The organism is Marivivens sp. JLT3646, from assembly GCF_001908835.1.
In the GTDB taxonomy this organism is placed as follows: domain Bacteria; phylum Pseudomonadota; class Alphaproteobacteria; order Rhodobacterales; family Rhodobacteraceae; genus Marivivens; species Marivivens geojensis.
In genome coordinates this window covers 1008698-1032066 of sequence record NZ_CP018572.1, presented here as the reverse complement: position 1 = coordinate 1032066, position 23369 = coordinate 1008698, and the positions used below count along the sequence as shown (strand labels likewise).

The 23369-nt window shown below is 56.6% G+C and carries 23 protein-coding genes; 16 read left to right on the top strand and 7 right to left on the bottom strand.

Going from position 1 to position 23369, the window contains the following annotated elements; genetic code table 11:
- The first annotated feature begins 1 nt into the window (after nucleotide 1).
- The 8 genes from BSK21_RS05150 to BSK21_RS05115 all read left to right on the top strand — a co-directional run bounded on the left by BSK21_RS05150 (nucleotide 2) and on the right by BSK21_RS05115 (nucleotide 7124).
- A complete protein-coding gene (locus BSK21_RS05150; RefSeq protein ID WP_067548968.1) occupies nucleotides 2-1213 on the top strand; it encodes a peptidylprolyl isomerase in 1212 nt (403 codons plus the stop codon).
- Nucleotides 1210-2172: a 4-hydroxythreonine-4-phosphate dehydrogenase PdxA gene (gene pdxA, locus BSK21_RS05145; RefSeq protein ID WP_067548969.1), complete on the top strand. Its 963-nt coding sequence runs from the start codon at nucleotides 1210-1212 to the stop codon at nucleotides 2170-2172. The genes BSK21_RS05150 and pdxA overlap by 4 nt, the downstream gene beginning before the upstream one ends.
- Nucleotides 2173-2304: 132 nt before the next feature.
- Nucleotides 2305-3267, top strand: a complete 963-nt coding sequence (speB, locus tag BSK21_RS05140; protein ID WP_067548971.1) for an agmatinase — start codon at nucleotides 2305-2307, stop codon at nucleotides 3265-3267.
- The gene (locus BSK21_RS05135) at nucleotides 3264-3710 is read left to right on the top strand and encodes a DUF1499 domain-containing protein (RefSeq protein ID WP_067548974.1); all 447 of its coding nucleotides are present in this window, start codon (nucleotides 3264-3266) and stop codon (nucleotides 3708-3710) included. Before speB ends, BSK21_RS05135 begins: the two co-directional genes overlap by 4 nt.
- Before the next feature lie 32 nt (nucleotides 3711-3742).
- The gene (gene prfA, locus BSK21_RS05130) at nucleotides 3743-4798 is read left to right on the top strand and encodes a peptide chain release factor 1 (RefSeq protein WP_067549707.1); all 1056 of its coding nucleotides are present in this window, start codon (nucleotides 3743-3745) and stop codon (nucleotides 4796-4798) included.
- Complete coding sequence (gene prmC / locus BSK21_RS05125; protein ID WP_067548977.1) at nucleotides 4795-5637, top strand: peptide chain release factor N(5)-glutamine methyltransferase; 843 nt, start codon at nucleotides 4795-4797, stop codon at nucleotides 5635-5637. Before prfA ends, prmC begins: the two co-directional genes overlap by 4 nt.
- Before the next feature lie 209 nt (nucleotides 5638-5846).
- The gene (locus BSK21_RS05120; protein WP_067548980.1) at nucleotides 5847-6476 is read left to right on the top strand and encodes a DUF4167 domain-containing protein; all 630 of its coding nucleotides are present in this window, start codon (nucleotides 5847-5849) and stop codon (nucleotides 6474-6476) included.
- 45 nt (nucleotides 6477-6521) lie between these two features.
- Nucleotides 6522-7124: a DNA-3-methyladenine glycosylase I gene (locus tag BSK21_RS05115; protein WP_067548982.1), complete on the top strand. Its 603-nt coding sequence runs from the start codon at nucleotides 6522-6524 to the stop codon at nucleotides 7122-7124.
- On the opposite strand, the gene rsmA is transcribed toward BSK21_RS05115, so the two are convergent.
- The gene (rsmA, locus tag BSK21_RS05110) at nucleotides 7111-7953 is read right to left on the bottom strand and encodes a 16S rRNA (adenine(1518)-N(6)/adenine(1519)-N(6))-dimethyltransferase RsmA (RefSeq protein ID WP_067548983.1); all 843 of its coding nucleotides are present in this window, start codon (nucleotides 7951-7953) and stop codon (nucleotides 7111-7113) included. The genes BSK21_RS05115 and rsmA overlap by 14 nt on opposite strands.
- A gap of 44 nt (nucleotides 7954-7997) precedes the next feature.
- Nucleotides 7998-9161 (bottom strand): M20 aminoacylase family protein, encoded by a 1164-nt coding sequence (locus BSK21_RS05105; protein WP_067548986.1) that lies wholly within the window; start codon nucleotides 9159-9161, stop codon nucleotides 7998-8000.
- Between the two features lie 63 nt (nucleotides 9162-9224).
- On the opposite strand from BSK21_RS05105, the gene mazG reads away from it, so the two are divergent.
- The 3 genes from mazG to BSK21_RS05090 all read left to right on the top strand — a co-directional run bounded on the left by mazG (nucleotide 9225) and on the right by BSK21_RS05090 (nucleotide 13043).
- Complete coding sequence (mazG, locus tag BSK21_RS05100; RefSeq protein WP_067548989.1) at nucleotides 9225-10067, top strand: nucleoside triphosphate pyrophosphohydrolase; 843 nt, start codon at nucleotides 9225-9227, stop codon at nucleotides 10065-10067.
- Between the two features lie 67 nt (nucleotides 10068-10134).
- Nucleotides 10135-11139 carry a Fe(3+) ABC transporter substrate-binding protein gene (locus tag BSK21_RS05095; protein ID WP_067548992.1) on the top strand — a complete coding sequence of 335 codons (1005 nt, stop codon included), beginning with the start codon at nucleotides 10135-10137 and terminating at the stop codon, nucleotides 11137-11139.
- A gap of 95 nt (nucleotides 11140-11234) precedes the next feature.
- A complete protein-coding gene (locus BSK21_RS05090) occupies nucleotides 11235-13043 on the top strand; it encodes an ABC-F family ATP-binding cassette domain-containing protein (protein ID WP_067548995.1) in 1809 nt (602 codons plus the stop codon).
- On the opposite strand, the gene BSK21_RS05085 is transcribed toward BSK21_RS05090, so the two are convergent.
- The 4 genes from BSK21_RS05085 to BSK21_RS05070 form a co-directional block, all read right to left on the bottom strand.
- Nucleotides 13040-13231, bottom strand: coding sequence for a hypothetical protein (locus tag BSK21_RS05085; protein ID WP_067548999.1), 192 nt, complete (start codon nucleotides 13229-13231; stop codon nucleotides 13040-13042). The genes BSK21_RS05090 and BSK21_RS05085 overlap by 4 nt on opposite strands.
- Before the next feature lie 132 nt (nucleotides 13232-13363).
- A complete protein-coding gene (gene coaD / locus BSK21_RS05080) occupies nucleotides 13364-13858 on the bottom strand; it encodes a pantetheine-phosphate adenylyltransferase (RefSeq protein ID WP_067549002.1) in 495 nt (164 codons plus the stop codon).
- A 64-nt stretch (nucleotides 13859-13922) separates the two neighbouring features.
- Entirely contained in the window at nucleotides 13923-14357 is a 435-nt protein-coding gene (locus tag BSK21_RS05075) for a CBS domain-containing protein (protein ID WP_074038974.1), read from the bottom strand.
- A 56-nt stretch (nucleotides 14358-14413) separates the two neighbouring features.
- A complete protein-coding gene (locus tag BSK21_RS05070) occupies nucleotides 14414-15295 on the bottom strand; it encodes a LysR family transcriptional regulator (protein WP_156529570.1) in 882 nt (293 codons plus the stop codon).
- Nucleotides 15296-15405: 110 nt separating this feature from the next.
- On the opposite strand from BSK21_RS05070, the gene BSK21_RS05065 reads away from it, so the two are divergent.
- From BSK21_RS05065 to BSK21_RS05045, 5 genes are all read left to right on the top strand, one after another.
- A complete protein-coding gene (locus BSK21_RS05065; RefSeq protein WP_067549008.1) occupies nucleotides 15406-16905 on the top strand; it encodes a CoA-acylating methylmalonate-semialdehyde dehydrogenase in 1500 nt (499 codons plus the stop codon).
- 103 nt (nucleotides 16906-17008) lie between these two features.
- Nucleotides 17009-18148, top strand: coding sequence for an acyl-CoA dehydrogenase family protein (locus BSK21_RS05060; RefSeq protein ID WP_067549016.1), 1140 nt, complete (start codon nucleotides 17009-17011; stop codon nucleotides 18146-18148).
- Nucleotides 18145-19176: an enoyl-CoA hydratase/isomerase family protein gene (locus BSK21_RS05055; protein ID WP_067549019.1), complete on the top strand. Its 1032-nt coding sequence runs from the start codon at nucleotides 18145-18147 to the stop codon at nucleotides 19174-19176. Before BSK21_RS05060 ends, BSK21_RS05055 begins: the two co-directional genes overlap by 4 nt.
- Before the next feature lie 14 nt (nucleotides 19177-19190).
- On the top strand, nucleotides 19191-20066 hold the full coding sequence (gene mmsB, locus BSK21_RS05050) for a 3-hydroxyisobutyrate dehydrogenase (RefSeq protein WP_067549022.1): 876 nt from the start codon (nucleotides 19191-19193) through the stop codon (nucleotides 20064-20066).
- A gap of 75 nt (nucleotides 20067-20141) precedes the next feature.
- The gene (locus BSK21_RS05045; protein WP_067549025.1) at nucleotides 20142-20345 is read left to right on the top strand and encodes a DUF2892 domain-containing protein; all 204 of its coding nucleotides are present in this window, start codon (nucleotides 20142-20144) and stop codon (nucleotides 20343-20345) included.
- A gap of 25 nt (nucleotides 20346-20370) precedes the next feature.
- Here BSK21_RS05045 and uvrA read toward each other — a convergent pair whose 3' ends face one another.
- A complete protein-coding gene (gene uvrA, locus BSK21_RS05040; protein WP_067549029.1) occupies nucleotides 20371-23226 on the bottom strand; it encodes an excinuclease ABC subunit UvrA in 2856 nt (951 codons plus the stop codon).
- Nucleotides 23227-23369 lie beyond the last annotated feature (143 nt).

Sequence of the window (23369 nt, the reverse complement as noted above, 5' to 3'; positions counted from 1 at the left end):
TATGCGTTTGCTGAAAAACCTGATCTGCGCTGCCGCCCTTTTGGCGCCCCTCGCCGCATCTGCGCAAGGACTGTTTTCTCCTGCGATCAGCGTGAATGACAGCGCGATCACACGCTACGAAATTGACCAGCGCGTAAAACTTCTTGTTCTCTTCCGCACGGCTGGCAACCTCGAAGAACAAGCGCGTGAGCAGTTGATCGATGAACGCCTGCGCATGTCATATCTACAGCGCGAAGGTCTTGATCTCTCGGACGACGGCCTGAAAAACGCAATGACCGAATTCGCAACCCGCGGCGGTCGCACCTACGAGGAATTCCTCGACAATATCACGCAAGCTGGCGTTGCAGAGCAAACCGTGCGTGATTTTGTGGCGGTGAACACCCTCTGGCGCGAATTAATCCGATCAAAGTTTAACCGTCAGGTTACTGTCACCGAGGCTGAGATTGACGCCGCTCTGGCGAGCACCAACACCAACCCTGCTTCCCTTCAGGTTCTGATCTCCGAAATCATCATCCCAGCTCCACCTGAAAAGGCGGAAGAGGTCGCTAAACTCGCTGAAGACATCAGCCAGATGACCTCAGTCACAGAGTTTTCCGCTGCGGCCCGCGAATATTCTGCGACCCAATCCCGCGACGACGGCGGTCGCCTACCGTGGCAGAGCTTGACCGAGCTGCCTGCAGGTCTCCACGGCCTCTTGACCAACCTCGAACCGGGTCAAGTCACCCCTCCACTGCAACTGGAAAACGCTGTAGCACTGCTCCAGTTGCGCGACCTGCGTGAGGTGCCGAACGCGACAGTCGCTCCCTCTCAGTTTGACTATGCGCTCTTTACGATCCCTGGCGGCCTGACCGAAGCTGCCAAAGCCGAAGTGGCCCGCATCGACGCAGAGACAGACAGCTGTGATGATCTCTACGGCATTGCCCGCGACCTTCCCGAGGATCGTCTGACCCGCACGACCGCAACCCCGTCCGAGATCGACACCGATATCGCCTTGGAGCTTGCAAAGCTCGATGCTGCCGAAAGCTCTGCCATCCTGACGCGGAATGACGGTCAAACCCTGCTTTATGTGATGATGTGCAACCGCATTCCTCAGGTGGCCGAGACCGTCGATCGTGACCAAGTCGCAAGCCGCCTGCGCAGTGAAAAACTCGCTGGCTACGCGGATGCGCTCTTGGCACAGTTGCGCGATACAGCCGTGATCAGCAGCCAATGACCATCGCGATCAGCTGTGGCGAACCCGCAGGCGTCGGCCCAGAGGTCGCTGCCAAGGCTTGGGCCGCGCTTCGCAATGACATGCCTATGCTCTGGATTGGAGATCCGAGCCACTTGCCCGCTGGAACCCCGCATCAGGTGATCTCCGACGCAAGCGAGGCCGCCTCTGTTAGCCAAACCGCCCTGCCCGTTTTGGCCCGCGATTTCGGACCTGCGCTTACGCCTGGCATCGCCAATCCCGCCCATGCCGCTGGTGTGATCGCTGCGATTGAAACGGCTGTTGATCTGGTCGCTTCTGGGCAATGCTCTGCCATAACCACCGCGCCAATCCACAAAAAGGCGCTCGCAGACGGTGCTGGGTTTTCCTACCCCGGGCATACCGAATTCCTCGCCGCTTTGGGCAAGGTCGATCAAGTTGTGATGATGCTCGCGTGCGACCAGTTGCGCGTGGTGCCGACAACGATCCATATCGCATTAGCCGATGTGCCTGAGGCCTTCACCGCCCGCCTTCTGACCGATACCGTCCTCATCACTCACGCGGCCCTAAGACGTGACTTCGGCATTGATCGTCCGCGCCTCGTCGTCGCTGGCCTAAACCCCCATGCGGGCGAAGGCGGCAAGATGGGAACCGAAGAGCTAGAGTGGATGAACGACACCATCGCGGCTCTTCGTGCCGAAGGGATCGACCTGCGTGGACCGATGCCACCTGACACAATGTTCCACGCTCGCGCCCGCGCGACCTATGACGCGGCGATCTGCGCCTATCATGATCAGGCCCTCATCCCGATCAAGACAATCGATTTCGACAATGGCGTGAACGTGACCTTGGGCCTGCCCTTCATTCGCACCTCGCCCGATCACGGCACCGCTTTTGACATCGCGGGCAAAGGGATCGCCAACCCGTCGTCGATGATCGCCGCTCTACGCATTGCTGACAAAATGGCAAAATCGCGCTGCTGATCGGTCATTGTGCCTGAAAATATCGTAGGGGCCGCAGCGCAGCGGGGGCAGAGCCCCCTCGCCCCTTTCCCCTCTTGACCAAAACTCCGCGCTCTGGCTCTTTGGTCATAATTTGATCAAAAGGAACGACCCATGGCACTTGAGGATGCAAAGAAACAAATCGACCTCGCTTTTACCCGCGAGGATCGTCGCGGTTTGGCCTTTGAAAACGCCTTTGGTGGCGCACTGTCGTTCCTGCGCCGTCAGTATTCCAAGGACCTGACAGGGGTCGATATCGCCATAACAGGTGTTCCCTTTGATCAGGCTGTGACGCACCGCACAGGCACGCGCTTTGGCCCGCGTGCGATCCGCGAAGCCTCCACCCTGCAGCCCTATGACCCTCCAATCGGTTGGGGCTTTGACCCGCTAGGGGAATTTTCGATTATCGACTACGGCGATCTGGCCTTTGACTATGCCCATACGCCAAGCTTCCCCGCGCTCTTGACCGATCACATTCGCACAATTCTAAACGCAAATGCAGCAAGCGTAACCTTAGGCGGTGATCACTCGATCACCCTCCCGATCCTGAAGGCCTATGCCGAAAAATACGGTCCAATGTCGGTGATCCAGTTCGACGCCCACTCTGACCTCTGGGCCGATGATGATTTCGACCGCATCGATCACGGCACCTTTATGTATAAGGCGGTAAAGCTCGGCTACGTGGACCCGACCCGCTCTGTCCAAATTGGCATTCGGACGGTCTGTGATGATTACCTCGGCATGCACTACATCGACGCGCGTTCCGTCCATGAAATGGGCCTGCCTTGGGTCGTTGAGCGGACCAAGTCCATCGTCGGCGATAACCCGACTTATGTGACCTTTGACATTGATGCGCTCGACCCAGCCTTTGCACCCGGGACGGGCACGCCTGTTTGGGGTGGTTTGGCATCGTGGCAAACTGCGGCACTCCTGCGGGATTTGGCGGGGATCAACATGGTTGGCGGTGATGTGGTTGAGGTCTCTCCACCTTTTGATCACGGCAATATCACAGCCGTTGCGGGTGCTCATGTCGCGATGGAGCTTTGCTGTCTAAACCTCTGGAACAAAAGAAAATGAAGCTTTTGCTCGGTATTGTTGTCGCCCTTGTTCTGGGCTTTGCAGCCTATGTACGCCTCGCGCCACTCGACGCGCAGCGTTGGCATCGGATGGCGGCCCCGCAATTACCTGCAGGCCGCTACCCCGAAGCCGACGGGCTGACGGTCGCAACGGTCCTCAGTGACCCGTCCCGCATCGACGCCCTCTTTGATGCAATCAATGACACGCCACGCACCGTTCAAATCGCGGGCTCTCGCGATGAGGCGATGATCACTTTCGTGACCCGCACCGCGCTCTGGGGCTTTCCCGATTACACTACGGTCCGCGTGATAAAACAGGCGACAGAGACGCCCGAATGGCACCTTCAAATCCACGGGCGGTTACGGTTTGGGCGTTCTGATTTGGGCGTGAATGCAAAACGGATCGACGGTTGGCTCATGGCGGCAGGCATCAACCAGCCTTGACGCCGCGCGGCCTGTCGGCCATTGCAAAACACATGATACCCAGTGACAAACTCGACCAAATTATCTCTCGCTTTCAGTTCTTAGAGGCCAAACTGAACGGCGGCGTTGAGCCGTCGCAGATCGCGGCCCTTTCGAAAGAATATTCCGAGCTTGAGCCGGTTGTAAAAACCGTTTTGGGCTACCGCCAGATCGTTGCCGATATCGCCGAGGCAGAGCTGATGCTCAAAGACCCAGATATGCGCGAACTGGCCGAGGATGAGCTCCCTTCCTTGCGCGACCAGCTAGAGACGGCCGAACAAGACGTGCGCCTTGCTCTGCTGCCAAAGGATGCCGCTGATGCCCGTCCTGCGATCCTCGAAATCCGACCTGGCACGGGTGGCGACGAGGCCTCGCTATTCGCGGGTGATCTGTTGCGGATGTATCAGCGCTATTGCGAAGACAAAGGCTGGAAGCTGGAAATCCTCGAACACCAAGAAACGGAATTGGGCGGCATCAAAGAGGTGATCGCTCGGATCGCAGGTGATGGCGTCTTTGCCCGCATGAAATACGAATCCGGCGTGCACCGTGTGCAACGTGTGCCCGAGACAGAGAGCGGCGGACGTATCCACACCTCTGCCGCAACGGTCGCCGTTCTTCCAGAAGCCGAAGACGTCGATATTCAAATCAACGCCAATGACATCCGCATCGACACGATGCGATCGTCGGGTGCAGGCGGTCAGCACGTGAACACCACCGACTCTGCCGTTCGGATCACCCACATCCCCTCTGGTATCGTTGTCACCAGCTCTGAGAAATCACAGCACCGCAACCGCGAAATTGCGATGCAGGTTCTGAAAACCCGCCTCTTTGATTTGGAGCGTCAGAAGCTCCACGATGAACGCTCTGCCAGCCGCAAATCGCAGGTGGGGTCTGGGGACCGCTCTGAACGCATTCGCACCTACAACTTCCCGCAGGGACGGATGACAGATCACCGGATTAACCTGACGCTCTATTCGCTTGATAAGATCATGCAGGGTGACTTGGATGAAACGATTGATGCGTTGATTGCCGATGCCCAAGCGACGCTCCTTGCGGAGATGGAAGGATGAACCAGCCCACTGGATCGGTTCTGCTGGCCAAAGGCGTGCGACAATTGACCGATGCAGGAGTGCCTGATGCGCCTCGCGATGCGCGACGGTTACTAGCTCATGCGGTCGGGGTTGAGGCTGGTCGTCTGACGTTGATCCTCCCCGAACCCGTGACCCAAGAGGCCGAAGCGCGCTTTGCCGCCCTCTTGCAGCGGCGGGCTGGTCGGGAACCTGTGTCGCATCTGTTGGGCTATCGTGAGTTCTATGGGCGTCGGTTCAAGGTCACGCGGAATGTTTTAGACCCGCGTCCTGAAACCGAAATCCTGATCGAGGTTGCGCTCCAAGACGCCTTTGCCAGCGTGATCGACCTTGGCACTGGGTCGGGCTGTATCCTCCTGACGCTTCTCGCTGAAATGCCCGAAGCACGGGGCGTTGGCACTGATCTGTCAGAAGACGCCTGCCGCGTGGCAGAGGACAATATGCATGCGCTGGATCTGGGTGAACGGGCGGCGATCCTACGCACCTCTTGGGCCGACGGCATCGAAGGTCAGGTTGATCTGGTCGTGTCGAACCCGCCCTATATCGGGCTGGACGAGATGGATGGTTTGTCGCCCGAAGTCCACGATCACGAACCGCACATGGCCCTAACCGACGGCGGTGATGGCCTATCCGCCTACCGAGAGATCAGCCAGCAAGCAGCTAACCTCTTGCGTGTTGGCGGTCGCCTGATCGTCGAAATCGGCCCCACCCAAGCCGTCGCCGTCGCACAAATGTTTGCGGACAACGGGTTTGAAAAGGTTCGGGTGATTCAGGATCTTGATGGTCGGGATCGGGTCGTTTCAGGCGAATATCATGGTTAATCCGCCTGTTCTGTGCAGAAAAGCACGCCTTTCGTCGGATTCGATGCATTTTAGACTTGTAACGTATCCAGTTTGAAGGGTAGTCACGGGGCATCAGAAGACAGAAGGCTTCGGCCTCTCTCTGATATTCGCCTGAACATCTTTGGCATTTTGTCCCGTAGATGGGAAAGCCAAACGCAACGCATTTTCCGCTGCCCGAAAGCACGTTCATGAGATCATCGAAATCACGGTCCCGCGGTAAGAACCGCAACAACAATCGTCCGTCTGGCGGTAACATCATTAACCGAGTGTTTGATAGCTCGGGTCCTGATGGAAAGGTGCGCGGGACGCCGCAACAAATCATCGAGAAATACAATCAGCTGCACCGCGATGCGCAGTTGTCCGGCGACCGCGTCGCGGCAGAGAACTTTGCCCAGCACGCCGAACACTATTTGCGAATTCTGGCTGAGGCTCAGCGTGAGGTCGACAAGGCCCGCGAAGAGCAAGAAGAACAGAACCGTCAGCGTCAGGCCGAACGTGACCGCGAACGCGCGGATCGCCTGAAGGCTCAGGAAGAGCAAGCTGCTGGCGCAGGCGAACAGCCTGATGTGTCCGAGGATCGTCCTGAACGTCCGCAGCGCGAGGACCGCCCGCAACGCGAGGCTCGTCGTCCGCGCCGCGAGGATGTGATCGAAACTCCGTCGGAGGACGAAGACGACAACGGTCTGGTTGAGACACCAGAAAGCAAAGCGCCAGAAGCGGACGAGCCGAAAAAAGCACCCCGCAAGCCGCGCGCGCCGCGCAAACCCAAAGCGAAAGCTGACACGCCTAGCGATGACAGCCCAGCCGCGGCAGAGTAAACTGGAACCCGACCCGAAACGGTCGGGTTTTTTATTTGGTCTATTATGAAAATTGAACAGACTTCGGACGGTTTGCACCGCTGCTGGTGGTGCACCGCGACAGAGCAATACATTGCCTATCACGATGACGATTGGGGAGTTCCGACTGCCGATGACCGCACCCTCTTTGAAAAGATCACACTCGAATCGTTTCAGTCTGGACTAAGCTGGCGGACGATTTTGGAAAAACGCGATGGGTTCCGCCATGGCTTTGCCAATTTCGACATTGCAACAGTCGCGCAATTTGGTGAGGCGGATGTAGATCGCCTCTTGAATGACAAAGGCATCGTTCGGCATCGGGGCAAGATCACGGCAACGATCAACAATGCCAATCGTGCGTTAGAAGCAATCGCTGCTCATGGATCGCTTGCCACATTCTTCTGGTCCTTTGCGGATCCGAACGACCTCGGCTCTGGCACAGTGCAGCGAGGCACTTCACCCGCTGCAACGGCGATGTCAAAGGTGATGAAAAAGCTCGGCTGGAAATTCGTAGGTCCCACGACGGCCTATGCGTTCATGCAGGCCGCAGGTATGGTGAACGACCACGCGGAGGGCTGCCATCATCGTGCTTTTTCAGCGGCCGCAATCGCAGGTTTTACGCGTCCTTAATTGACCGAGCCAGCGCGCAGAACTGTTCCAAACTGACCTGCTCTGCGCGTTCCGTCGGCTGAATACCTGCGGCGATCAGATGATCTTCGATATTTGGGGCAACGCCCTTGAGCGAGGCACGCAGCATTTTGCGGCGCTGATTAAAGCCAGCCGCGACAACGCGCGATAGGGTCGCGGCGTCAGCAGGGAAACGCGGCTCTGGCAATGCGGTAAGATGAACCACAGCCGACGACACTTTGGGCGGCGGCGTAAAGGCTTGCGGCGGCAGGTCGAGCACGATTTTCGCGTCAGCACGCCACTGGGCAAGGATCGCCAAACGACCATAAGCCTTGCCGCCGGGTTGGGCGACGATACGTTCGGCGACTTCCTTTTGGAACATCAGTGTCAGCGACTGCCAGAACGGCGGCCATTCTTTCGGCGTCAACCAACGCACCAAAAGCTCTGTCCCGACATTGTATGGCAGATTCGCTGCGATCTTGATCGGCGGAGTGAGATATTGCAGCGGGTCAATCTCGAGAGCGTCGCCGTTGATCACTTGTAAACGCCCGTCATAGGCGTCTGAAATCTCCTGTAAAGCGGGCAGGCAGCGTTCGTCTTTTTCGATGGCGAGCACGCGGCGCGCACCCTCTGCCAACAGGCCACGGGTCAAACCACCCGGACCCGGACCGATTTCAAGAACATCGGCCCCACTCAGATCACCTGCCTGACGCGCAATTTTCGCAGTCAGATTAAGGTCGAGCAAAAAGTTCTGCCCCAGCGATTTCTTTGCCGAAAGCTGGTGCGTCGCGATTACATCACGCAGAGGGGGGAGTTCATCAATACGGGCCATAAGGGGTCCATGCCCGAAGTCAGGTCAACCGTCAAGCCTAGCGATCAATCGCGCGGCTGTGCGCGCTCCACAAGCCGCGCCAAATAGCTGGCGCCAATCGGTGCGGAACGGTCATCGAAATCATAGGCGGGATGGTGAACGCTCGCTGTGTCACCGTTGCCGAGGAACAAATAAGCCCCCGGACGGTTTTCGAGGAAGAACGCAAAATCCTCTGCGCCCATTTCCTTGCCGCCGTTGCCGTCCACCTTATCGGCGCCCACAATTTCAGAGGCCGTTGCGATGGCGAATTGGGTCGCTTCGGGATCGTTAATGGTGGGCGGATAATCATCCATGTAGATCAGCTTTGCCTCGACACCATAAGCCATCGCCTGCCCTTGCACGATCTCTTGGAGGCGTTGTTTGACCATCGCCTGAACATCGCGCGAGAACGTCCGAACGGTGCCGTTGATATAAGCCTGATCTGGAATGATGTTGTCCGCCGTGCCCGTGTGGATTTGCGACACCGACACAACCAGATCGTCAAAGGGCGAACGGCTACGGCTTACGATGGTTTGGATCGCTTGAGTAATGCCGCAGGCCGCAACGATCGGATCGCGGGCCTCTTGGTGATAGGCGACGTGACCGCCCTTCCCTGTGATTTCCACATCAAAAGCATCGACAGCAGCCATAATCGGGCCTGAGGTCGTGTAGAATTCGCCCAGCGGCAGACCAGGAAGCGTATGAATTGCGTAAATCTGGCTGATGTCGAAACGGTCAAGAACGCCCTCTTTGACCATTACGCCCGCGCCTCCGCCTGCTTCTTCGGCGGGTTGGAACACCAGCGCAACGCGGCCTTTGAAATTGCGAGTCTCGGCCAAATACCGTGCCGCCCCCAAGAGCATCGTCGTATGCCCATCGTGCCCGCAAGCATGCATCCGCCCGTCGATGGTCGACGCATAGTCAGCGCCCGAATGTTCCTGCATCGGCAGCGCGTCCATATCTGCCCGCAGACCAATGGTCGGGCCCTCGCCCTGCCCGTTGATGATCGCAATCACGCCAGAGGTCGCAATGCCCGTATGCACCTCGTCCACGCCAAATTCGCGCAACCGTTCCACCACAAAGGCAGCCGTATTATGACACTCGAACCCGATCTCTGGATGCATATGCAAATGGCGGCGCCACGCGGTCATATCGGTTTCGAATTCGGCAATGCGGTTTAGGACGGGCATGGGTGGACTCTCGTGCTTGGGTGGATACCTTGGCCACAGAACCCTAATTCAAGGACGCCTGCAATGGACCTCTCTGCTTCTGACGCCATCGTGCATTCCCCCGACGGAACAATGGAGCGGCTGTTAGAGATCATGCGCCGCCTCAGGCACCCTGAAAAAGGTTGCCCGTGGGACATCGAACAAGATTTCGCAACCATTGCGCCCTACACGATTGAGGAAGCCTACGAAGTGGCTGACGCAATCGAACGCGGTGCATGGGACGAATTGCGCAGCGAGTTGGGCGACCTTCTGTTCCAATCCGTGTTCCACGCGCAAATGGCCGAAGAAGCGGGCCATTTTAAATTCGAGGACGTCGCCAAGGCCATCAGTGACAAGATGGTATCGCGCCATCCACACGTGTTTGGCACCGAAGGCAATGACTTCAGTGCCGATACCCAAGTTGACCGGTGGGAAGAGGTCAAAGCAGCAGAGCGTGCTGCCAAATCCGAAACCCGCGTCTTGGATGGCGTCGCCGTCGGACTGCCTGCGCTCTTGCGTGCGGTGAAGTTGCAAAAACGCGCTGCACGGGTCGGGTTTGATTGGCCATCAACCGATCAGGTGATCGACAAAATCATCGAAGAGTCGCGCGAACTGGTCGAGGCTCGCGACACTCTGACACAAGACGAAGTCGAAGAGGAAATGGGCGATCTGCTGTTCGTTGTGGCAAACCTTGCCCGCCACCTGAACGTTGACCCCGAAGCCGCCCTGCGCCGCACCAATGCGAAATTCATTCGCCGTTTCAACGCCGTAGAAGACGCATTGATTGCCAAAGGCAGCAGTCCAGAGCAAAGCAATCTCGACGAAATGGACGAACTTTGGGACGCTGCTAAACTGGCAGAACGGGAAGCGGAAAAAACCCGACTATAAAATTCAGGTATTGACCTGATCATTTTAGTCAGGTTTAACGACGGCAATTCAAATGCCGGAGTTTAGCATGACATTTCGTTCCCTCCTCCTCGCTTCTGTGGCTGGTCTGACTGCCCTCCCTGCCGTTGCAGACGTCAACATCTACACCACACGCCAGCCGGAACTGATCCAGCCCGTAATGGATGCCTTCACCGCCGAAACAGGCATCAACGTGAACCTCGCCTTCGTGGACAGTGGTCTAGTTGAACGCCTCAAGGCAGAGGGCGCTCGTTCGCCCGCCGACCTCGTGATGACGGTCGACATCGCAAACCTGCAGCAGATCGTTGATGCTGATGTGATCCAGCCTGTTGAGAGCGAAATTCTGACCGCTTCGGTCCCGGCGGAACTGCGCAGTCCTGAAAACCTCTGGTTCTCGCTTACCACTCGCGCCCGCATCGTCTATGCGAGCCAAGAGCGCGTGGCAGATGGTGAAGTGACCACCTACGAAGACCTCGCCGACCCGAAATGGGCTGGCCGTATTTGCACCCGCTCAGGCGTGCACGACTATAACCTCGCCCTTCTTTCAGCTGTCATCGCCCACCATGGCGAAGATTACGCGCGCACTTGGGCAGAAGGTGTCAAAGCGAACCTAGCCCGCAAGCCCGAAGGCAACGACCGCGCACAGGTTCGCGCAATCTGGGCTGGCGAATGCGATATCTCGCTCGGGAACACCTATTACATGGGCCAAATGCTCGCCGATCCGGAACAGACCGAATGGGCGAACTCTGTCCGCATCGTGTTTCCGACATTTGAGGGCGAAGGCACCCACATCAACGTCTCGGGCGTCGCGATGACCAAAGCAGCACCGAACCACGACGAAGCCCTGCAACTGATGGAATTCCTCGTCTCCCCCGAGGCACAGGCCATCTACGCCGAACTGAACAACGAATACCCAGTGCTGGAAGGCGCGGACTTGTCTGACCTCGTCGCAAGCTGGGGTACGTTTGAGCACGACAAAATCGACCTGACCGAGGTTGCTGGCCACCGCTCAACAGCACTTCGGATCATGGAAGAAGTGAACTTCGACGGATAAAACATGGGGGCTCTGCCCCCACACCCCCGGGATATTTCAGGCACAAAGGCAGGCGAGCCCTTGCGTGTTTTGATGGGGCAGATTAGCTGCACGTCATGGCACGCGCACCTTTACTCCAGTTATCCGATATTTCCCTGACCTTTGGTGGGGATCCCGTATTTTCAGACCTCTCTGCCGTTGTACAGGGTGGCGATCGCGTCGCGCTGGTTGGGCGCAATGGGTCGGGAAAGTCGACACTGATGAAAGTGATGGCGGGGTTGGTAGAAGCCGACCAAGGGATGCGCGTTGTTCCACCGGGTGTGTCGGTTGGATACATGGAGCAGGACCCCACGATGGAGGGGTTTGCGACCTTGGGCGATTATGCCGCCAGCGGCCTTGACCCGAGTGAATCTTACCGCGTAGCAATGGTTGCGGATGGTCTCAAGTTTGATCCGTCCCGCGATGTTGCGACAGCATCTGGCGGTGAGCGTCGCCGCGCGGCCTTGGCCAAGTTGATGGCCGAAGCACCAGAATTGATGCTCTTGGATGAACCGACCAACCACCTCGATATTGAGGCGGTGCAATGGTTGGAAAATGAACTGAAATCGACCAAGGCAGCCTATGTTCTGATTTCCCATGACCGTGCGTTTTTGCGAGCTTTGACGCGGGCAACGCTGTGGATTGATCGCGGCGAAGTGCGTCGTCAGGAAACCGGCTTTGACGGGTTCGAAGCCTGGCGCGACAAGGTTTGGGACGAAGAAGAAACCGCCAAGCACAAGATGGATCGCAAGATCAAAGCCGAAGCGCGATGGGCTGTCGAGGGGATTTCTGCGCGTCGTAAACGGAACCAAGGGCGTGTTCGCGCTCTACAGGATTTGCGCGCTGAACGGGCTTCGATGATCAAGCGGCAGGGAACGGCGGCCCTCACGCTCGAGAGTGGGCCGACCTCAGGTAAGAAGGTCATTGAGGTTGAAAATCTGACCAAATCCTTTGGCGATAAGCAAATCGTGAAAGGACTGACGATCACCATTCAACGCGGCGATCGCGTGGCCTTTGTCGGGCCAAACGGGGTCGGAAAAACCAGCGTGATCAAGATGATGCTGGGACAGGTCGAACCAGATGCGGGCCGTGTGAAGTTGGGCACGAACCTCGAGGTCGCTGTGTTCGACCAAACGCGTGCGCAGCTCGATCCCGAGATGTCGCTCTGGGACAGCCTCACAGGTGATCCCGAAATGCGGGTCGGTGGACGCGCGGATCAGGTCATGGTCCGTGGCGTGCCCAAACATGTTGTCGCCTACCTCAAAGACTTCCTCTTTAACGAAGCGCAAGCGCGTGCGCCTGTAAAATCCCTGTCGGGCGGTGAAAAAGCGCGTCTCTTGCTGGCCAAGCTGATGGCGAAACCGTCGAATCTCTTGGTCCTCGACGAACCGACGAACGATCTCGACATTGAGACGCTGGATCTCTTGCAAGAGATCCTCGACGATTACGATGGCACTGTGGTCCTCGTCAGCCACGACCGCGATTTCCTCGACCGAGTTGCGACGACGACCATCGCGATGGAAGGTAACGGAAACGCCACGGTCTATGCAGGTGGCTGGACCGATTATCTGAACCAGCGCGGCACCGTTGTTGAAGAGACGACAAAGCCAGTTGAAACACCCAAAACGACCGAAAAACCGAAATCGGATACTCGTAAAAACGGTTTGTCCTTTACCGAAAAACACCGACTCGAAGAACTACCTGCCGTGATTGATAAAATCACCGCAGAAATCGCGAAACTTGAGGAATTGATGGCCGATCCTGAGCTGTTCACCAAACAACCGGTGAAGTTCCAAAAGGCGACAGAGGCCCTCGTGCAGCGACAAGATGCGCTTGCCGCTGCCGAAGAAGAGTGGATGCTTTTGATGGAAAAATCAGAAGCTTAGGACTTGCCCATCGAGATCCAGATCAAAATGACATAGACGGTGGGAACCAGTGCGAGCACGGGAACCATCAGTCCTGCGATGCCAAAAATCTTGATCGAGATGGCAAGCAGCACCAGCAAAACCACAAGGCCAAGTAGCGGTTTTACGATCGTGCCAAAGTTTTCGGGGTTGTGTGCATGTTCAGTCATAATCCGCATGTGACATATATATTATGCTTTTGACATGCGACAGGCTGTCACGACTTCAAAAGCATAGGCGTTGCCGCCCATGCCTTTGTGCCTGAAATATCCCGGGGGTCTGGGGGCAGCGCCCCCAGCATGTCAGCCTCGCAAACGGCTTTCGAGAGCCGATTTAACCGAGGTCGGCACGAATTTCGAGACATCGCCATTCAAGCGGCAAATCTCTTTGACCAGCTTCGATGCTATGGCTTGGTTTTTAGCATCGGCCATTAGGAATACGGTCTCAATGCTATTGTCGAGCGAACGGTTCATGCCAACCATTTGGAATTCGTATTCGAAATCAGCCACAGCGCGTAGGCCACGGATGATGACATTGGCACCAACATCACGGGCACAATCGATCAAGAGGTTCTCAAACGGATGCGCAACGATCTCAGTGCCCGTGGAGGCCGCAATTGACGCAACCTCAGAGCGGATCATCGCAACGCGTTCTTCGAGATTGAACAACGGTCCCTTGTCGCGGTTGATGGCGACACCAATGACGAGACGGTCTACCAGGGAACAGGCACGGCGTATGATGTCGATGTGGCCGTTTGTAATTGGATCAAACGTGCCGGGATAAAGGCCAATACGCATCGGGTGCCCCTCTTTGGTTCATTGCCCGCACGCAACAATATTGCGCACGGGAATGCAAGGGTACTTATCGCCCCATCACCATGCCTTCGAGGGCATCTTTCTCCATCGCGAGCTGGGATAGGCGCGCTTTGACCACGTCGCCAATCGAAATCAGGCCGATGAGTTTGCCATCCGACATGACAGGAAGGTGGCGGAAACGGCCGTCTGTCATGATCTGAAGCACCTGATCCGCAGTGACATCAACGGTCGTTGTGATCAGCTTTTTGGTCATCAGAGCCTCAATCGACCCTGACAGGATTTCTGCGCCCTGCTTGCCCATTTCGCGAACGATGTCACGTTCGGAGAGGATTCCCGTTGGGACTTCGCCGTCGTGCGACACCACGATTGTACCAATTCGATTGTCAGACATGATCTGCACAGCTTTGGACACAGGCTCGCTTGGAGCTAGCCAATAGATGCCAGTTTTTTCTTTGGAATTCAGAATGTTCTGTACGAGCATGGCTGGTCCTCCTCAACTGCCGATACATACAGCGTCTCCGCAATACCCCCCACCTGTCAAGCGGCCTGAGCCTCCAGGCGTGCGATTTCAGCCCGCATGCCCGCCAAAAGGGCTTCGGCAAATCGGTTCAAGCGATCTGATTTACGGTCGGACAAGTGACGCACCAAATAAAAACTGCGTAGCAAAGAGAGTTCATTCATTAGAACGCGGGTCAATTCGGGCGCACAAGGCAGCGCGAAATCATGCACGATCCCTACCCCTCCGTGTCGAAGCATCTGCAACTGAACAGCGACCGAGTTAGAGGCCATCTGCACCCCATCCCGCGACAATGTGCCCAAGTAATCCAACTCTTTGTCAAAGATCATATCAGGAATGTAGCCAACGACAGGCACACCGTGCAGGTCCGCCATCGTTGTGGGCAGACTGCTGTCCTGCCGCATCGCGAGGTGGAGCCTGTAGTCGCTGATCTTTTGAACCGTCAGGCGTCCTGCATCGGGGGGTGACACGGTGATGGCCATATCGGCTTCGCGTTTGGACAGGTTCACAACACGCGGCAGAGCGAGGATTTGCACCTCTAACCCCGGATTTTCAGCCTGAATGGCAGCGCAGACTTGAGGCAGAAGAAAGTTCGCGCAGCCGTCAGGGGCACCAATACGGACTTGCCCAGACAGCCCTTTATCGACCGCCTGCCCTTCGTCCATGGCGAGAGATAGTGCAGCTTCCGCCTGCGCCGCATGATCCCTCATGCGCAGTCCTTGTTCAGTCAAAGCGTAGCCTTGGGGGGATTTGACAAAAAGCGGTGCGCCTACTGTTTCCTCGAGACGAGTGATCCGACGGCCAACTGTCGCAGGGTCCATTTTCAAAAGCGGTGCGGCCGCCGAAAGGCTCTCCGCGCGCGCCACAGCCAAAAACACCCGCATGTCATCCCAATTCATCAACCCCACCTTTGCATTTTTGCAAAACGATTTTGACAAACCTTCTCTTTTACCGACCAAAACGCAAGACTATTCTAGCGTCAAATCAGATCAGACCCCCTAGGGAGGATACCATGCAGGAACTGACTCACTTCATTAACGGTGAACACGTTAAAGGCACCTCGGGCCGCTTTAGCGATGTTTACAACCCCGCAACTGGCGAAATCATCGCTAAGGTGCCGCTCGCATCCGACGAAGAAATGGATGCTGCGATCAAAGCTGCTGAAAAAGCTCAGGTCGAATGGGCGAAAGTAAACCCGCAGCGCCGTGCTCGTGTCATGATGAAGTTCGGTCAACTGATCAACGAACACATGGAAGAGCTGGCCGAACTGGTTGCACGTGAGCACGGCAAAACCATTCCAGACGCACGCGGCGACGTTCAGCGCGGCCTCGAAGTTGTCGAAGTATGCATGGGCGCGCCTGCGATGCTCAAAGGCGAATACATGAACGACGGTGGCCCGGGTATTGACCTTTACGCTATGCGTCAGCCTCTCGGCGTTGTTGCGGGCATCACCCCGTTCAACTTCCCTGCAATGATCCCGCTGTGGAAAATGGCGCCTGCGATCGTTTCGGGCAACGCTATGATCCTCAAGCCGTCCGAGCGCGTTCCCTCGACAGCTCTGCGCCTTGCTGAACTGATCATGGAAGCCGGTCTTCCTGCTGGCGTTCTGCAGGTTGTGAACGGTGACAAAGGTGCGGTTGACGCGATCCTTGACCACGAAACCATCCAAGGCGTCGGCTTTGTGGGTTCGACCCCGATTGCACAATACATCTACGGTCGCGCTGCAACCAACGGCAAACGCGCACAGTGCTTTGGTGGTGCCAAAAACCACATGATCATTATGCCCGACGCAGACCTCGACAAAGCGGCAGACGCACTGGTTGGCGCAGGCTATGGCGCGGCTGGCGAACGCTGCATGGCTATTTCGGTTGCTGTACCAGTCGGTAAAGAAACCGCTGATCGCCTGATCGAAAAGCTGGTTCCGAAAATCGAAGCGCTGAAAGTCGGCCCCTACACCGCTGGCGAAGACGTGGACTTTGGCCCCGTTATCACCGAAGCATCGAAAAACCGCATCAACGGTCTGGTGAACTCTGGTGTTGAGCAGGGTGCAAACCTTGTTGTCGACGGCCGTGATTTCAAAATGCAGGGCTACGAGAACGGCTTCTTTGTTGGCGCGTCGCTCTTTGACAACGTGACCCCAGACATGGACATCTACAAAGAAGAAATCTTTGGCCCTGTTCTGTCGACCGTCCGTGCCGAGAACTACGAAGAAGCTCTCGATCTGATCATGAAGAACAACTACGGCAACGGCACCGCGATCTACACCGCCGACGGCGATACCGCACGTGACTTTGCTAACCGCGTGAACGTTGGCATGGTCGGCATCAACTTCCCGATCCCGGTTCCGCTGTCCTACTTCTCGTTCGGCGGCTGGAAGAAGTCTGCATTTGGCGATCTGAACCAATACGGTCCGGATGCGTTCAAATTCTACACCAAGACCAAGACCGTGACCGCGCGTTGGTTCTCTGGCATCAAAGACGGTGTCGCGCTGAACTTCAAAGCGATGGACTGATAGCGAAAACATTGCGGGGCGGCCATTGGCCGCCCTTGCTATTTCTGACGGTTCGTCGTTTAATTAAACAATCGTTCAATTAGTGACTTTGGGAGGAGGCGCTATGGACTTTGCATTGTCCGAAGAACAAACCGCTATTTTCGATATGGCGAAGGCATTTGGCGAAGAACACATCGCGCCCTATGCCCAAAAATGGGAAGCTGAGGGAACGATCCCCAAAGAGCTCTGGACGAAAATCGCAGAGCTAGGATTCGGTGGATTGTATGTCAGCGAAGAGTCTGGCGGATCAGGGCTGACACGCCTAGACGCCACGCTGGTCTTCGAAGCCCTTTCGATGTCCTGCGCCTCTGTTGCGGCATTCCTGTCGATCCACAACATGTGTCTCAAAATGTTGGACACCTATGGCTCGGACGACCTCAAAGCGCGCTACATGCCCAAGGCGCTGACTATGGAAACCGTGTTTTCTTACTGCCTCACTGAACCTGGTTCGGGATCTGACGCTGCGGCCCTGAAAACCCGCGCCACACGCACAAACGACGGATATACGGTCACTGGAACCAAAGCTTTCATCTCGGGCGGTGGCTATTCTGATGCCTATGTCGTCATGGCCCGCACCGGCGAAGACGGACCCAAAGGGATTTCGTCCTTCGTGATCGAAGATGGCGCAGAGGGGCTGTCGTTTGGCGGACTTGAGCAAAAGATGGGCTGGAAATCACAGCCGACCCGTCAAGTTCAGATGGACGATGTTAAAATCCCTGCCAACAACCTCTTGGGCGAAGAAGGCAAAGGGTTCAGCTACGCGATGGCCGGCCTCGATGGTGGTCGACTGAACATTTCGGCCTGTTCCTTGGGTGCGGCGCAAACGGCGCTCAATTCGACCCTCGTCTACATGTCCGAACGCAAGGCTTTCGGCAAATCCATCGACCAGTTCCAAGCACTGCAATTCCGCTTGGCTGAGATGGAAATCGAACTTCAAGCGGCCCGCACATTCTTGCGTCAGGCGGCGTGGAAACTCGACACAGGTGCACCTGATGCGACCAAATTCTGCGCGATGGCCAAGAAGTTCGTCACAGAGGCAGGCAGCCGCGTGGCGGACCAGTGTCTGCAATTGCACGGCGGCTACGGCTACCTCGCGGACTATGGCATCGAAAAGATCGTGCGTGACCTTCGTGTTCACCAAATCCTCGAAGGCACAAACGAGATCATGCGCATGATCGTGGCACGGGATCTGGTGGGGCGATGAGCGACGTTCTCACTCGGATCGAAGGGCACGCGGGACGGATCACTTTGAACCGTCCCAAGGCCCTAAACGCCCTCACTTATGACATGTGCATGTCGATTGAGGCAGCGATCGACGACTGGCGTGACAACGACGCGGTAAAGCTAATCATCATCGACGCAGAAGGTGAGAAAGCCTTCTGCGCAGGTGGTGACATCGCCGATATCTACGCCGCTGGAAAACGCGAGGAGTTTGATTATCCCCGCAAGTTCTGGCGCGATGAATACCGTATGAACGCAAAGCTGGCGGAGTATCCCAAACCCGTCGTGAGCTTTATGCAGGGCTTTGTCATGGGCGGCGGCGTCGGCGTTGGTGGGCACGTGTCTCATCGCATCGTTGGTGACACCACGAAAATTGCTATGCCTGAATGCGGCATCGGGCTGATCCCCGACGTTGGCGGAACACGTCTACTGGCACTTGCGCCACGGCACCTAGGCGAATTCCTCGGACTGACTGGCGATCGCATGGGGGCCGGCGACGCGATATATGCGGGTTTTGCCGATACCTATATCGCAGAGAAAGATTGGGATGGCCTAAAGGCAATGCTGATCGAAACTGGCGACATTGAGGCCATTGCCCACACCGCTCAGCCCGTCCCCGAAAGCACCCTTCGCGAATGGCAAGACGCAATTGATGCGGTGTTCGGTGGGGATAGCATGGCCGACATTGCCGAGCGGTTGTCCCATGCCAGCACCGATGCAGCGCTCAAGGCACAAGCCGCTTTTGCGAAAAATTCGCCGCTGGCGATGACGTCGACGCTCTGGCTGGTTCGTGAATGTCGCAAGAACCCTGACATTCGCAACGCTTTGCAGCTCGAATACCGCTTTACCAGTCGTTCACTGGAACTGGCTGACCTGATCGAAGGCGTGCGCGCCGCGATTATCGACAAAGACCGCAACCCGCAGTGGATGCACACCGACGTGTCCGAGGTTCCCGCTGATCTGGTGGCCCAATTGTTGGCCCCTGTCGACGGCCCTGATGTGACCTTTTGAGAGAGAGAAACAGGATGAAAATAGCCTTTATCGGTCTGGGAAACATGGGCGCGCCAATGGCGGCCAACCTTGTCAACGCAGGCCATGACGTCGTCGGCTGTGACCCTATCGCAAAGCCTGACTTTATGCCCGTTGCAGCCACCAATGCAGATGCCGTGCGCGGTGCAGATGTTGTCATCACCATGCTCCCGAACGGCGCGATCCTTCAGGCTGTTGCCGCAGAAATCCATCCTGCGATGGAAAAAGGCGCGGTGCATCTGGATTGTTCGACCGTTGATGTAGAGAGCGCACGCAAGGTCGCACAATCCGCAGCTGACCATGGTCTGACTGCTCTAGACGCCCCTGTATCGGGCGGTGTTGGAGGCGCGACGAACGGCACACTGACCTTTATGGTTGGTGGCCCTGACGACGCATTTGCGACAGCGAAACCGCTGTTCGAGATCATGGGCCAAAAATCCGTTCACTGTGGTGCATCGGGCAACGGTCAGGCGGCGAAAATCTGTAACAACATGATCCTCGGCGTCACCATGATCGCCACATGCGAAGCCTTTGCCCTCGCTGACAAACTCGGCCTTGATCGCCAAGCGATGTTCGACGTGGTAAGCACCTCGTCTGGCTACTCATGGACCATGAACGCCTACTGCCCTGCCCCCGGCGTTGGCCCGCAATCCCCAGCGGACAACGACTACAAACCGGGCTTCGCTTCTGAACTGATGCTCAAAGACCTAACGCTCGCGCAGATGGCGGCAGAAGTTGCGGATGCGGATACCCCGATGGGTCAACGTGCGATGGAGCTTTACAAACAGTTCGTCGAATCCGAGGACGGCAAAGGTATGGACTTCTCGGCGATGCTACCGCGGTTTGAAAAACGTGGACGTGATCAGGCCTGATACGATTATTGGTGACGACGCTCTTAGATTGCATTACAATATCGAAATGTAATTCTTCAGATTGGGAGTCTGACCATGTTTAAACGTAACGAAGGTACCATTGACCGCGCCCTGCGCGTGATCCTAGGCCTTGCTCTGATCGCTGGGTATTTCATGAACGGTGGCGGTGCCTATAGCTGGCTCTACCTCATTGGTATCGTGCCACTGGTTACTGGCCTTATCGGGTCTTGCCCGCTCTATACAATTCTGGGCATCAACACCTGCCCGATGAAAAAATAAGAAAAGGGGCCGTGAGGCCCCTTTTTCATTCCGCTGCCACCCGTGGCGTGAGCATTGGAGCGAGGTAATGCCCTGTATGGGATTCCTTTACCGCCGCCACATCCTCAGGCGTACCTGTCGCGACGATCCGACCACCCCCATCGCCGCCCTCTGGCCCGATATCGATCAACCAGTCCGCCGTTTTAATCACATCAAGGTTATGTTCGATCACCACGACCGAGTTCCCCTGATCAACCAATTCGTGCAGCACTTCCAGTAGCTTACGAACATCTTCAAAGTGCAAACCCGTGGTCGGTTCGTCTAGGATATAGAGCGTCCGCCCCGTTGATCGTTTCGACAGCTCCTTGGACAATTTCACACGCTGCGCTTCACCGCCCGAGAGGGTCGTCGCTTGCTGGCCGACCTTGATGTAGGACAGACCCACACGCACGAGCGCGTCCATTTTCTCGCGGATCGATGGGACCGCGCGGAAGAACTCTTGGGCCTCTTCCACCGTCATATCCAGCACGTCGGCAATTGATTTACCCTTAAACTGCACTTCCAGCGTTTCGCGGTTATAGCGTTTCCCTTTGCAGGTCTCACACTCCACATACACATCGGGGAGGAAGTGCATCTCGATCTTGATCACGCCGTCGCCCTGACAGGCCTCGCATCGACCACCTTTGACGTTGAACGAGAACCGACCAGGTTTGTAGCCACGAGCCTTTGATTCAGGTAGGCCAGCGAACCAATCGCGGATCGGCGTGAAAGCGCCCGTATAGGTCGCAGGGTTAGACCGTGGGGTGCGCCCGATGGGACGTTGGTCAATGTCGATCACCTTATCGAGGTGCTCAAACCCTTTTATCGTTTCGCAAGGCGCAGGCGTCTCACGCGCACCGTTCAGCTTCATCGCCGCGTTTTTATAGAGCGTCTCAATGGTGAGCGTGGATTTACCGCCACCCGATACGCCCGTAACGCAGACGAATTTACCTAGTGGGAAATCAGCAGTCACATCTTTGAGGTTGTTGCCCGTGGCCTTTACCACAGTGAGCGTTTTACCATTCCCCTTGCGGCGTTCGCTGGGAACCTCGATCCGACGTTTTCCAGAGAGATACATCCCCGTGATAGACCCCTCGTCGGCTTCCACTTGGCTCGGCGTTCCGTGCGATACGACCTGACCACCGTGCACCCCTGCCCCCGGTCCGATGTCGAACACATAGTCGGCCTCGCGGATCATATCCTCGTCGTGTTCAACAACGATCACCGTATTGCCCTGATCCCGAAGGTTTTTCAGCGTTCCTATCAAACGATCGTTGTCCCGCTGGTGCAGACCAATCGACGGCTCGTCGAGGACGTAGAGAACACCCGTCAGACCGGACCCGATTTGCGAGGCAAGGCGGATACGTTGGCTTTCCCCACCCGACAAAGTGCCCGCGTTTCGGCTCATCGTGAGGTAGTCGAGGCCTACGTTGTTGAGGAACCCCAGACGTTCGCTGATTTCCTTAACAATCGCGCGGGCGATTTCCTGTTTCTGCTTACCAAGCGTCTCCATGACGCCGCCGATCCACGCATAAGCTTCCTTGATCGACTTTTCGACCACCTGACCAATGTGCAGACCTGCAATTTTGACGGCACGCGCCTCTTCGCGCAGGCGGTAGCCGCCGCAGGACCCGCAGCTACGGTTGTTTTGGAATTGTTCGAATTCTTCCCGCACCCAAGAGCTATCGGTCTCGCGATAGCGGCGTTCCATATTGGGGATCACGCCCTCAAAGGCACGCTCGACCTGATAGACACGGCCGCCTTCGTCGTAGCGGAATTTGATTTCCTCTTTACCCGAACCGTAGAGGAACACATTCTGCGCCTTTTCAGGAATATCTTTCCAGCGCGCGTTCTTGTCGAACCCGTAGTGTTTCGCGATCGCCTCAATCGTCTGGAGGAAATAAGGCGATTTCCCTTTACGCCACGGAGCAATCGCACCGTCCGCCACGCGTAGAGTTACGTCAGGCACGACCAAACGTTCGTCAAAGAACAACTCAACGCCAAGGCCATCACAGGATGGGCAAGCCCCGAACGGCGCGTTGAACGAAAACAGGCGCGGTTCGATCTCTGGTATGGTGAAGCCAGACACGGGACAGGCGAATTTTTCGCTGAACGTATGACGTTCGGGTTCACCCTCACTCGGCGCTGTTTCGAGGATCGCAATACCATCCGCCAAGTCGAGAGCAGTGCGAAGGCTGTCTGCCAAGCGCGTCTCTAGCCCCTCGCGCACGACGATACGGTCAACGACGACATCAATGTCATGGCGGAATTTCTTGTCCAGCGTCGGCGGCTCGTCGAGTTCATAGAATTGACCATCGACCTTCACACGCTGGAAGCCTTGCTTGCGAAGTTCAAGCATTTCCTTGCGATATTCGCCTTTGCGATCCCGCACGATGGGAGCAAGGAGATAGCCACGCGTCCCCTCCTCCATTGCCATGATGCGATCAACCATGTCTTGGACCTGCTGGGCCTCAATCGGTTGACCAGTGGCGGGGCTGTAAGGTGTGCCAACACGCGCAAACAATAGACGCATGTAGTCGTAGATCTCTGTGACGGTGCCGACGGTCGAACGGGGGTTTTTCGACGTGGTTTTCTGTTCAATCGAAATCGCGGGCGACAGGCCAGAGATATGATCCACATCAGGCTTTTCCATCATATCGAGGAACTGCCGCGCATAGGCCGACAGCGATTCCACGTAGCGCCGCTGCCCTTCGGCATAGATCGTGTCGAACGCGAGCGAGGATTTGCCTGACCCTGACAGGCCAGTGATCACCACCAGCTCATCGCGCGGAATATCCACGTCGATGTTTTTCAGGTTATGTTCGCGTGCGCCACGTACTTCGATATGCTTTAATTCAGGCATTCTGCCCCCCAGCGGATACTGCGCCCTACACATAGGCGGTTGGGACCGAGTCTCCAACAGATTTTACGGAACATTTATAGAACATACATATGATTGCGTAAATCCTACACAAACCCCCTTTACATTTCAGTATTGAGATGTAT

Bases quoted from the DNA above. Each gene is read 5' to 3' on its own strand.
- BSK21_RS05150 (WP_067548968.1), top strand. From the start codon at position 2: ATGCGTTTGCTGAAAAACCTGATCTGCGCTGCCGCCCTTTTGGCGCCC.
- pdxA (WP_067548969.1), top strand. From the start codon at position 1,210: ATGACCATCGCGATCAGCTGTGGCGAACCCGCAGGCGTCGGCCCAGAG.
- speB (WP_067548971.1), top strand. From the start codon at position 2,305: ATGGCACTTGAGGATGCAAAGAAACAAATCGACCTCGCTTTTACCCGC.
- BSK21_RS05135 (WP_067548974.1), top strand. From the start codon at position 3,264: ATGAAGCTTTTGCTCGGTATTGTTGTCGCCCTTGTTCTGGGCTTTGCA.
- prfA (WP_067549707.1), top strand. From the start codon at position 3,743: ATGATACCCAGTGACAAACTCGACCAAATTATCTCTCGCTTTCAGTTC.
- prmC (WP_067548977.1), top strand. From the start codon at position 4,795: ATGAACCAGCCCACTGGATCGGTTCTGCTGGCCAAAGGCGTGCGACAA.
- BSK21_RS05120 (WP_067548980.1), top strand. From the start codon at position 5,847: ATGAGATCATCGAAATCACGGTCCCGCGGTAAGAACCGCAACAACAAT.
- BSK21_RS05115 (WP_067548982.1), top strand. From the start codon at position 6,522: ATGAAAATTGAACAGACTTCGGACGGTTTGCACCGCTGCTGGTGGTGC.
- rsmA (WP_067548983.1), bottom strand. From the start codon at position 7,953: ATGGCCCGTATTGATGAACTCCCCCCTCTGCGTGATGTAATCGCGACG.
- BSK21_RS05105 (WP_067548986.1), bottom strand. From the start codon at position 9,161: ATGCCCGTCCTAAACCGCATTGCCGAATTCGAAACCGATATGACCGCG.
- mazG (WP_067548989.1), top strand. From the start codon at position 9,225: ATGGACCTCTCTGCTTCTGACGCCATCGTGCATTCCCCCGACGGAACA.
- BSK21_RS05095 (WP_067548992.1), top strand. From the start codon at position 10,135: ATGACATTTCGTTCCCTCCTCCTCGCTTCTGTGGCTGGTCTGACTGCC.
- BSK21_RS05090 (WP_067548995.1), top strand. From the start codon at position 11,235: ATGGCACGCGCACCTTTACTCCAGTTATCCGATATTTCCCTGACCTTT.
- BSK21_RS05085 (WP_067548999.1), bottom strand. From the start codon at position 13,231: ATGACTGAACATGCACACAACCCCGAAAACTTTGGCACGATCGTAAAA.
- coaD (WP_067549002.1), bottom strand. From the start codon at position 13,858: ATGCGTATTGGCCTTTATCCCGGCACGTTTGATCCAATTACAAACGGC.
- BSK21_RS05075 (WP_074038974.1), bottom strand. From the start codon at position 14,357: ATGCTCGTACAGAACATTCTGAATTCCAAAGAAAAAACTGGCATCTAT.
- BSK21_RS05065 (WP_067549008.1), top strand. From the start codon at position 15,406: ATGCAGGAACTGACTCACTTCATTAACGGTGAACACGTTAAAGGCACC.
- BSK21_RS05060 (WP_067549016.1), top strand. From the start codon at position 17,009: ATGGACTTTGCATTGTCCGAAGAACAAACCGCTATTTTCGATATGGCG.
- BSK21_RS05055 (WP_067549019.1), top strand. From the start codon at position 18,145: ATGAGCGACGTTCTCACTCGGATCGAAGGGCACGCGGGACGGATCACT.
- mmsB (WP_067549022.1), top strand. From the start codon at position 19,191: ATGAAAATAGCCTTTATCGGTCTGGGAAACATGGGCGCGCCAATGGCG.
- BSK21_RS05045 (WP_067549025.1), top strand. From the start codon at position 20,142: ATGTTTAAACGTAACGAAGGTACCATTGACCGCGCCCTGCGCGTGATC.
- uvrA (WP_067549029.1), bottom strand. From the start codon at position 23,226: ATGCCTGAATTAAAGCATATCGAAGTACGTGGCGCACGCGAACATAAC.